Origin of the sequence: Neobacillus citreus, assembly GCF_018343545.2 — a bacterium.
In the GTDB taxonomy this organism is placed as follows: Bacteria; Bacillota; Bacilli; order Bacillales; family Cytobacillaceae; genus Neobacillus; species Neobacillus citreus.
In genome coordinates this window covers 64,989-73,950 of record NZ_JAGYPE020000025.1, presented here as the reverse complement: position 1 = coordinate 73,950, position 8,962 = coordinate 64,989, and the positions used below count along the sequence as shown (strand labels likewise).

Below are 8,962 nucleotides of genomic sequence, written 5' to 3'. Positions count from 1 at the left end.
CCCGAACGTAACAATGGATTTAGCAGCGGACATCATGCCGCTGTTTTTATTTTTTCAGTAAATTTGAAAGTTGGGATCACGGGGACGATGTACATTTTAGGGGCATGAAGTCTTTTTAATAACATGAAAATAATAATGAAAAAACTAAGGTCTTTTGATACAATTATACACACTATCATCTTTCATTTATCGTGTAAAAAAGTTTTCATTTCCTGCTAAACTTTTTTTTTATTAAGTCGATAAAATTATATAAGTAATAGGAGGGAACTGCTATGCGAATTAATGATACGAAACTAGGGTTTTATTCATACCAAAATCAGCAAAAAAATTCAAATATAAGCAACACTTCAAAAAAAGTGTCAAATTCCGCTGAGGTGAAAATCTCATCTCGAGGCCGGGAGATTTCGGAAGCGCTGCAATCGGAACAAACACAGCGACACCAGCGGATTCAAGAGTTGAAACAGCAAATTGCTGATGGCACATACCATGTGGACAGCAGTAAAATTGCAGATAAGATGCTCGATTTCTGGAAGGATAATACGAAGTAGGAGAGATAATAATGGAATCTCTGGACAAACTTACACAAGTCATGGTGTCATTGGTCGATGCACACGAACGGTTACTGGGATTGGCCAAAGAAAAACAAGCTGTACTCATTGATGGCAGCGGGGTTGAGGAACTGCAACGGTTTCTTTACAGAGAGAGTACACTAGTGGATGCCATCCAGAAGCTGGAACATCAAAGATTGGCTTGCGTTCAAGAATATTCACTGCGGTTAGGTGTGAAGGAAGAATCGTTAACAATGGTTGATTTGATTAAAATGCAAGAAAATACAGCAGTGAAGGCCGGTTTAAAAGCAATCACAGAAAAGCTGAGAGTTCTCATTAACGAAATTTCTCAAGTAAACAACAGTAACCAGCAATTAATCCAGACATCGCTTTCCTATATACAATATTCACTTGAAATGCTTGTACAGAAACAACCGGCAATCGGATATGGACCGAACGCGGGAAGTCGCTATGCTAGTCTGTTAGATGCACGGATCTAGAAGATTTATCTTGGTTTTCAAGGAGGGGAAACAATGGGTTCAACGTTTCATGGCCTGGAGTTGGGGAAAAGAGGCCTCTTTGCTCAACAAACAGCCTTATCAACTACTGGTCATAATATTGCTAATGCAAATACTGCCGGGTATACACGGCAGCGTGCGGAAATGCAGGCTACCAATGCTATTCCGCAACCTGGTATGCAAACGGACCGTTCGCCGGCTCAATTGGGGACGGGTGTAGAAGTAAATAAACTGGTCAGGTTACGAGAAGAATATCTGGATGTCCAATTGCGCGGGGAAAATAAAAATCTCGGTTATTGGGAAGCAAAAAGTGATACGCTGTCGAAAATCGAGGAGCTCTTAAACGAACCCTCAGACACTGGTCTTGCGTTTGTTATGGACGAATTCTGGAAAGGCTGGCAGGAGCTATCGAAAAACCCGGACAGTGCAGCGGCGAGAGCGGTAGTAAAGCAAAAAGGGATTGCTGTCACGGAAACGTTCAAGTATATAACTGATGCATTAAGTCAGATGAAAACGGATCTAGTTACCGTTGTGAAGACAAAAGGCGACGAAATTCAGTCAATCGCTGATCAAATTGGAAAACTCAATGATCAAATCTCCAGATTAGTACCGCACAACTATGAACCAAATGATTTATATGATCAAAGAGATGTACTCTTAGACCGCCTTTCGAAATTGGTGGATGTAAACGTATCTCCAGCGGCAAACGGCATGATCAATGTCTCAATCGGCGGTAAAGAACTTATTGCAGGGAAAACGGTGAATTCCTTTTCGGTTTATAACCCTGTTACAGGAGAGGTAACTCCTCCACAAATCAATAATGCTGATATTAATCTAGTTTCAGGCGAATTGTTCGGGCGGCTTGAGGCTTATAACAAAGTAATTCCTGACATAGAAACTAAAATAAATAAACTAGCTGAAGTATTTAAAGATAGTGTAAATACAGTTCATAAAAGTGGGTTTGACCTGGATGGAAACCCTGGGGTTGACTTTTTTAGCGGTACAAATGCTACTAATTTAAACGTCAATGCTGTGATCATGACATCTCTAAATGCCATTGCAGCTGCTAAGAAGGACAGCGATGGTGCCTTCTCGACGGGCAACGGCAAAAATGCGCAAGACATTGCTGCTATTAAATTTAATAATAGCCTTGATTTCAATGGAACGAAATCTACAGCGGATGATTTTTATCGAAATATCATAGGTCAACTGGGGATTGATTCTCAGGAATCGCAGAGAATGTACGATAATTCCCAAATCATTATCAATCAGGTTGAAAACCGCCGTCAATCGGTATCGGGTGTATCAATTGATGAAGAAATGGCCAATATGATCAAGTTCCAACAGGCATACAATGCGGCTGCACGGGTAGTGACCGTTATGGACCAATGCCTGGAAAAAATCATAAATGGTATGGGTAGAGTAGGTTTGTAGGAGTGATAAGATGAGTTTTCGGGTAACACAAAGCATGCTGAATTCCAATATGTTATTTAATTTATCACGAAACAACAAAGCGATGGATAAATTACAAGAACAGGCATCTTCAGGAAAGAAGATTAATAAGCCATCAGATGACCCAGTTACAGCAGTGAGGGGAATGTTTTACCGCTCTTCTTTAAATGAAATCGACCAGTATAAACGAAACGCTGACGATGGATACTCCTGGATGACCTCAACGGACGAAGCGCTTGATGAGGTAACTAATGTTTTGCAAAGGGTGCGTGAACTGACCGTTCAGGGCCTTAATGGCTCTAACAGCGAGACAGCCCGTCAAGCAATTGCCAGTGAAATTAGTCAGTTACAAGAGCATCTCGGTGAAATTGCCAACAGTCAAATGGCGGGGAAGTATATTTTTGCTGGTACTGATGTGAAAAATGCTCCTTTTGATACGTCCTCCAAAGCGTTTTTAAATCAAAATAAAGAGAAATTGGAATTGCAGGTAGGACAGACCAACAACGTGCAAATTAATGTACTGGGAACAGAAGTTTTTAATAATGATGGTAATGGGGGCGCTTTTAAAGTATTATCAGATATTGTGGCAGATTTCCAGTCAGCTAACGTCAGTTCATCAGATTATTTAAGCAGACTTGACAGTCAAATTGATAATATTCTTAAAGAACGTGCCGAATTGGGTGCACGCATGAACCGAATGGAGTTAAGCATGTCACATTTAGATGGCCTAGAAGTATCCACAACTCGATTATTATCATCGGAAGAAGATGTTGATATGGCTTTAGTGATTACAAACTTAAAGACTCAGGAAAATGTTCAAAGGGCTGCGCTATCGATTGGAGCAAGGATTATTCAACCGTCATTAGTAGACTTTTTAAGATAATTTGGCAATATGTAAAAAAATCTCCATATGGGCTGAATCTAATTTATATGAAAAAACTAGAAAAACCTTTGCGAACTGCAATAAAACGCAGTTCTTTTTTGCAGTTCGCATTTTTTAGAAAATTTATATATTTTTTAATATTTAATAATAAAACTTATATTGTTTTTTAGATTATTTTTTAGGAGGAAAGAAGGAGAGTTTTATGTATCCGAAGGTAAATCAAAACATTGTGATTGATTTTTATGATCAAGACCAAACCTTTCGATCCATTGTAGCTGAAGTTGAAGATGAAGAAATTCTAATAGGATTTCCTGCAGATGATAGAGTTAAGGAATATTTCAAGAATGGTACAAAATTTGCAATCAGCTACGTGATAAATGAAAATAAGTACTCCTTTCAGACGGAGGTACTTGGCAGAAAACGTGATACCATATCTATGTACCGTGTCGCTAAACCTGTGGAAAATCAAATCTTTAGAGTCCAACACAGAGAAAATTTTCGAGTTAATGCCAATTTACAACTAGTGATCAATGACATCCAATTATACACCATAAATATTAGTGTGGGAGGTTTTCTTTTTTCCTGCGGTGATGAATTCCGTTTCCGCGAAGGAGATGTAGTGGAGGGTACCTTGTTTCTTCCAGTACAATTAACTAAAGACCCTGAACCGATATCCTTCCAAGCGCAAATTTTGCGCATTAACTCACAAAACGGAAACAGGAAGAATATTGGTGCTAAGTACATACGTCTTGCTGATCGTGATGAAAGTAAAATAATGCGTTATTGTTTTGATAAACAAAAACAAAATAGAATGAAATAATCGAACATGAAGAAAATGAATCAAACTATGAAATTAAACAAGCCCTATGATATGAAAAAGGGCTTGTTTTTTTGGAGTATATTCCAGAATACATCAAATTTGCATCAATCCGTTTTACAAATACTTACAAATGAAGTATAATTATTATAATGTGAAAACTATTTTATAAGTGTAAATAATTTTTTTGATAGACCCCCAAAAGCTTATTTTAACGTGCGTAGTATTTATTAGGATTTCATATCAAGCAAAATCAAAATTTACATTATTTTATAAATCTATTTAATACTATTACCATGAAACATAGTGAGGAGGTATTTCGATGAGTTTAAAATCAGCATTGTTTGAGTTGAAAGAGGCTATGACAATACAGCGGCCCGGAAGCATTGATGATGAGTTCATCAAACAAATTGAGACAAACAATCAATTGAGCCCCGGCACATTAGTATTTTATTTTAATAACTTAATGATTTCCAATCTCGGTAAAGCAGAACTAAAAAACAATCAAAAGAAAGTAAATCGGAAATGGACAAAAAACGAGATTGGCTTTATGTTCCAATATATTAAGGAACGTCAGGAAGAGGGCGGATTGAACATAACTGAAATACTTGATGAGGTCTCACAATTATTAGATCGTGGATACCAGTCAGTCAATTATAAATATTATACACTCGTCAAGGAATTAGAGAAAAAAAGGGAAGAGATACAAAAAGATTACCATTTTACAACAATTACAGAAAAAGATGTCCCAGTCGTATCTACAAAAATCATTGGCAGGTCTCAGTCAGTCGTGCCGTTACAGTTTCATCCTGATAACTCTGACGCTCGTCCTGACCTGATTGACATCTTGTCAGGCTTAATTACGAATGTGCAGCAGCTCCCAGGGATTAATCTTCATGAGCTCCTAAATAGCTTATACCAATTAACAAACATGGCTCTTCAAAATCAAAATGTTGCACAAGAACTAGATAGTTTGAAGAACGAAGTTAATCAAGAAAAAGAAGTGCTGCAGGAACGGTTACTAAAAAAGGAACAGCAATTATTGCAGGAGAAAAGGCGTAATGATAAATTGCAGCTTGAGGTTGCTAAGCTGGCCAAGGAAATTGCAGCGTTCAATCAATTAGGAGATGCTGCCAAAATTCAAAATCTTAAATCGTACAATCAACGATTAAATTATATCATTGATGGATTTGGGGTAGTTCTTCAAGTTGGAAGTTAGCATTTTGATAGGAATTCAAAAAGTTATTCCTTAGTGGAATAGCTTTTTGTATTTATCACTTAACTTTTATTAAGGTTTTCCGATACTAATAACTAATAATGGATTTAGATAGAAAAGGAGCAATGAACGATGGTTTTACGTAATCCTTATCAAACTTATCAAAAACAAGCAGTCAATACTTCAAAGCCAGAAGAGTTAACATTGATGTTATATCAGGGTATGGTCAAATACATTCGGCTTTCTAAAATTGCCCTGCAAAACCAGCAGATTGAGGATAGCCATCATTATAATTTAAGAACCCAGGATATTTTAAGCGAACTCATGGTTACTTTAAAACAGGAATATAGTATTGCTGAATCCTTATTACGGGTATATGATTACATGAAAATTCGTTTGATAGAAGCAAACCTTCATAAGAAAATTGAATTATTGGAAGAAGTTGAGCAGTTTGCGGTACAATTAACGGAAACTTGGGCTGCTGCTATGGCTATTAATAAAGGACAAAACTAGGTTTGTGATGAAAATGAACGAATTAATTGCCGAAATGCTTGAAACCACTAACAATATGATCCGAGCAGTAAAAGAAAAACAGTTTGAGGATGTAGTTGAATTATTATCTTTCCGCGAGACAATTTTGAAAAAAGTTGATGAGGTAAAGTCGGCACAATCTTTCTTTGAGTATTCCCCTGAAGAGAAAATGATGATAGAAGAAACCCTTCTTCTCGATCAGCGTTTAACCGCTTTATTAAAAGAGGAAATGGATACGATTGATAAGATTCTTAATCAAAATAAACTAAATAAACGTGCATCACAAAAGTATCAGTTATATTCAAAACAATTAAATGGAGCATTTGTTGATACAAAAAAATAGTCAATTATTAAAAGGGAAAATTTTGATAATAATTAGGTAAATGTAAGGGTTTTAATAGACAAATAGTAAAAAAGACCTATTATCTTCGACAAAAAATGAGAAAAAAGTAGGATATTCGACGTAAACAAAACATTCTATGATGAATAAGGGGTTAATTTATCACATTAACCTAAAAGTTCATAGGCAAAACTGATGAAAATCAGTTACGCAAAGCTAAAGGGGCTAAGGTTTTCGGACTATGCCAGCCAGTTGCAGAATCATCAGGGTGTTTTTAGTGACAAGCTCGATTTTTTTTGTCCTAAAATAGTATACCCCCGCAAATGGTTTTGCGGGGGTATTTTTATATGCGCAATTCCGTAACCAGTAGGACAAAAGACCTTATTTTTGCGTGACTCCGCAATGAATTTTTCGGTTATATTTTGTCGTTTTTTCGGTAAAATTACCTATGTTGATATAGTGATAGAGTATTTTGGAAATTTATATTTCATGCTGTCCTCGCAACTATTTAAGTAGATTTCAATAAAATAACTGAAATGCTCTTTAAACAATCGAGTTGGCGGAAGAGGGAGAAAAGTATGGTTTGGGAACAACATATATTATCCGAAAATCGAGAGAATGGGAAGGTCTATAACTTTTTTGACTATAAGAGAAGGAAGCCGTTTTTTCGGGAACCGGTAAAAATTACAATCGAAAATCCTATAAGTGATACGTACTACATGGTAAAAAACCTTGTTTATGAAGGTAAACAAATACTTGCATTAAAAAAAGAGCAAGATCCGAATACAATTGTTTTAGTTGAAGGGAAAATTAAAGACGGACAACTCATTCATATTTCCAGGCTATCTGAAGAATGTGTAGGGAAAATCAGCAGTATTTTAGGAAGAACCATATAAATTTAATTTCTATGTTCATTTCTACAAATAAAATGTAATTAAAAGGGGTGCTTTGTTTGATTATTGGTGACGATTGGTTAACAAAAACAATGCTCATAAATACATTATCGAAAAATCCAAAGCTGCAATCCCAATTAAACTCACCAACATCACAATTTGGTAATTTATTTACGAAAGTTTTGGGAGAAATTTTAAATAACAATGAATCAGAATTGACAACCCGAGTAAACGAAAATTCTTTTTTGCCTCATTTGGAACTTATGAGCCCAATATTTACCAAAGCTAATACTGAAGCAAGTTTCAAAAAGGAAAATATCACCAGCGATGACTCGCTTCAGTTTCAATCGATTAGTGCTGAGAAAATTAATGAAACACTCGGTGGAAAGTTAAAGGGTTTTGGAGAGATGTTTGTCAAGGCAGGACAACAGTTTAATATTAACCCCGGATTACTAGCGGCTATTGCCAAACACGAAACAGGCAATGGTACATCAAGGGCATCTATAGTGAAGAACAATATTGCTGGGATGATGGGGAAGAGTGGTTTAAAAACATATGCATCAGTGGAAGACAGCATTATGGATATGGCGAGGAATTTAAGCAGCAATTATCTAGGTAAGGGTCTGTCCAGTATCTCAAGCATTGGTTCAAAATATGCTCCGATCGGTGCTGAAAATGATCCTACGGGTTTGAATAATCATTGGGTCAAAGGAGTTTCAAAATATTTTAATCAAATTACTGTATGATATTTACCACAAAATATATATTTATACCAAACTTTTGTTATAAAAACTTGTAGATTTATCCCTTTTTTTTATGTATATTGATGTAGTAAGTTTTTTGATTTTATAATCAAAAACAATCAAATTAGTCCGTGCTGAGGCGGAAAGGAGAGAATGGTTTGAATAATATTACCCTTCTGCAACGAGCTTTAGATGCTTCCAGTTTACGACAACAGACGATCTCAAACAACATTGCAAATGCGGAAACACCAGGATATAAAGCAAAGCAGGTGGTGTTTGAGGATATTTTAAAGCAGCATTTATCCAATCAAACTAACTTTGTCGGAAAAAGGACAGATTCCCGCCATGTTGTTATAGGCAGCCCGGGAGGTATTCCTTCAGCTTCGGTAATCGAAAATACCGAAACAGTAATGCAAAACAATCTTAATAATGTTGATATTGATGAAGAAATGACCCGTATGGGGAAAAACACATTGTGGTATTATACACTGACTGAACAGCTGAACAGTGAGTTTCAGCAGTTTTCGATAGCGATTAGAGGAAGGGGGTAAGTAAATGTTTGATTCACTAAATATAAACGCATCTGCTTTAACCGCCCAGCGATTACGGATGGATGTCGTCTCTTCCAACATTGCAAATGCTTCCTCCACCAGAGGAACATACGTTGATGGGAAATGGGAACCCTACCGTCGTAAAATGGTTGTTATGGAACCAAGAGAGAAATCATTTGACAGAGTCTTGCAGGGAGAACTTGAAAAACAAACCCAGGGCAATCCTGAGTTACAAGGAGTAAGAGTCACTGGGATTGTCAATGACCGTTCTCCATATAAAATGGTCTATGATCCTGCCCATCCTGATGCAAACGCAAATGGCTATGTTATGATGCCAAATGTCGACCTTTCCAAAGAGATGGTGGACCTGCTTTCGGCTTCTCGAGCATATGAGGCAAATGTAACAGCATTCAATTCAGGGAAGTCAATGATGTTGAAAGCATTAGAAATAGGCCGATAGGAGGTATTTA

12 protein-coding genes and 1 riboswitch are annotated in these 8,962 nt (G+C 36.7%); all 12 genes read left to right on the top strand.

Going from position 1 to position 8,962, the window contains the following annotated elements; genetic code table 11:
- The first annotated feature begins 272 nt into the window (after positions 1–272).
- Complete coding sequence (gene flgM / locus KHB02_RS15025; RefSeq protein ID WP_213140318.1) at positions 273–548, top strand: flagellar biosynthesis anti-sigma factor FlgM; 276 nt, start codon at positions 273–275, stop codon at positions 546–548.
- An 11-nt stretch (positions 549–559) separates the two neighbouring features.
- On the top strand, positions 560–1,048 hold the full coding sequence (locus tag KHB02_RS15020; protein ID WP_213140317.1) for a flagellar protein FlgN: 489 nt from the start codon (positions 560–562) through the stop codon (positions 1,046–1,048).
- A gap of 33 nt (positions 1,049–1,081) precedes the next feature.
- Positions 1,082–2,500, top strand: a complete 1,419-nt coding sequence (flgK, locus tag KHB02_RS15015; protein ID WP_213140316.1) for a flagellar hook-associated protein FlgK — start codon at positions 1,082–1,084, stop codon at positions 2,498–2,500.
- Positions 2,501–2,510: 10 nt separating this feature from the next.
- Entirely contained in the window at positions 2,511–3,401 is an 891-nt protein-coding gene (gene flgL, locus KHB02_RS15010) for a flagellar hook-associated protein FlgL (RefSeq protein ID WP_213140315.1), read from the top strand.
- A 202-nt stretch (positions 3,402–3,603) separates the two neighbouring features.
- A complete protein-coding gene (locus tag KHB02_RS15005; protein ID WP_213140314.1) occupies positions 3,604–4,221 on the top strand; it encodes a flagellar brake protein in 618 nt (205 codons plus the stop codon).
- A 319-nt stretch (positions 4,222–4,540) separates the two neighbouring features.
- Positions 4,541–5,437, top strand: coding sequence for a hypothetical protein (locus KHB02_RS15000; protein WP_213140313.1), 897 nt, complete (start codon positions 4,541–4,543; stop codon positions 5,435–5,437).
- Between the two features lie 129 nt (positions 5,438–5,566).
- A complete protein-coding gene (fliS, locus tag KHB02_RS14995) occupies positions 5,567–5,947 on the top strand; it encodes a flagellar export chaperone FliS (RefSeq protein WP_213140312.1) in 381 nt (126 codons plus the stop codon).
- A gap of 13 nt (positions 5,948–5,960) precedes the next feature.
- Positions 5,961–6,308 carry a flagellar protein FliT gene (locus KHB02_RS14990; RefSeq protein ID WP_213140311.1) on the top strand — a complete coding sequence of 116 codons (348 nt, stop codon included), beginning with the start codon at positions 5,961–5,963 and terminating at the stop codon, positions 6,306–6,308.
- 172 nt (positions 6,309–6,480) lie between these two features.
- Positions 6,481–6,565: riboswitch (cyclic di-GMP riboswitch) on the top strand.
- A gap of 318 nt (positions 6,566–6,883) precedes the next feature.
- Positions 6,884–7,201: a hypothetical protein gene (locus KHB02_RS14985; protein WP_213140310.1), complete on the top strand. Its 318-nt coding sequence runs from the start codon at positions 6,884–6,886 to the stop codon at positions 7,199–7,201.
- 56 nt (positions 7,202–7,257) lie between these two features.
- A complete protein-coding gene (locus KHB02_RS14980) occupies positions 7,258–7,944 on the top strand; it encodes a glucosaminidase domain-containing protein (protein ID WP_241113877.1) in 687 nt (228 codons plus the stop codon).
- Between the two features lie 155 nt (positions 7,945–8,099).
- Positions 8,100–8,492: a flagellar basal body rod protein FlgB gene (gene flgB, locus KHB02_RS14975; RefSeq protein WP_241113876.1), complete on the top strand. Its 393-nt coding sequence runs from the start codon at positions 8,100–8,102 to the stop codon at positions 8,490–8,492.
- A 4-nt stretch (positions 8,493–8,496) separates the two neighbouring features.
- Positions 8,497–8,952, top strand: coding sequence for a flagellar basal body rod protein FlgC (gene flgC, locus KHB02_RS14970; protein ID WP_213140308.1), 456 nt, complete (start codon positions 8,497–8,499; stop codon positions 8,950–8,952).
- Positions 8,953–8,962 lie beyond the last annotated feature (10 nt).

Excerpts from the sequence above, each read along its gene's own strand:
- flgM (WP_213140318.1), top strand. The coding sequence starts at position 273 with ATGCGAATTAATGATACGAAACTAGGGTTTTATTCATACCAAAATCAG.
- flgL (WP_213140315.1), top strand. The coding sequence starts at position 2,511 with ATGAGTTTTCGGGTAACACAAAGCATGCTGAATTCCAATATGTTATTT.
- KHB02_RS15000 (WP_213140313.1), top strand. The coding sequence starts at position 4,541 with ATGAGTTTAAAATCAGCATTGTTTGAGTTGAAAGAGGCTATGACAATA.
- flgK (WP_213140316.1), top strand. The coding sequence starts at position 1,082 with ATGGGTTCAACGTTTCATGGCCTGGAGTTGGGGAAAAGAGGCCTCTTT.
- flgC (WP_213140308.1), top strand. The coding sequence starts at position 8,497 with ATGTTTGATTCACTAAATATAAACGCATCTGCTTTAACCGCCCAGCGA.
- KHB02_RS15020 (WP_213140317.1), top strand. The coding sequence starts at position 560 with ATGGAATCTCTGGACAAACTTACACAAGTCATGGTGTCATTGGTCGAT.
- KHB02_RS14990 (WP_213140311.1), top strand. The coding sequence starts at position 5,961 with ATGAACGAATTAATTGCCGAAATGCTTGAAACCACTAACAATATGATC.
- KHB02_RS15005 (WP_213140314.1), top strand. The coding sequence starts at position 3,604 with ATGTATCCGAAGGTAAATCAAAACATTGTGATTGATTTTTATGATCAA.
- KHB02_RS14985 (WP_213140310.1), top strand. The coding sequence starts at position 6,884 with ATGGTTTGGGAACAACATATATTATCCGAAAATCGAGAGAATGGGAAG.
- fliS (WP_213140312.1), top strand. The coding sequence starts at position 5,567 with ATGGTTTTACGTAATCCTTATCAAACTTATCAAAAACAAGCAGTCAAT.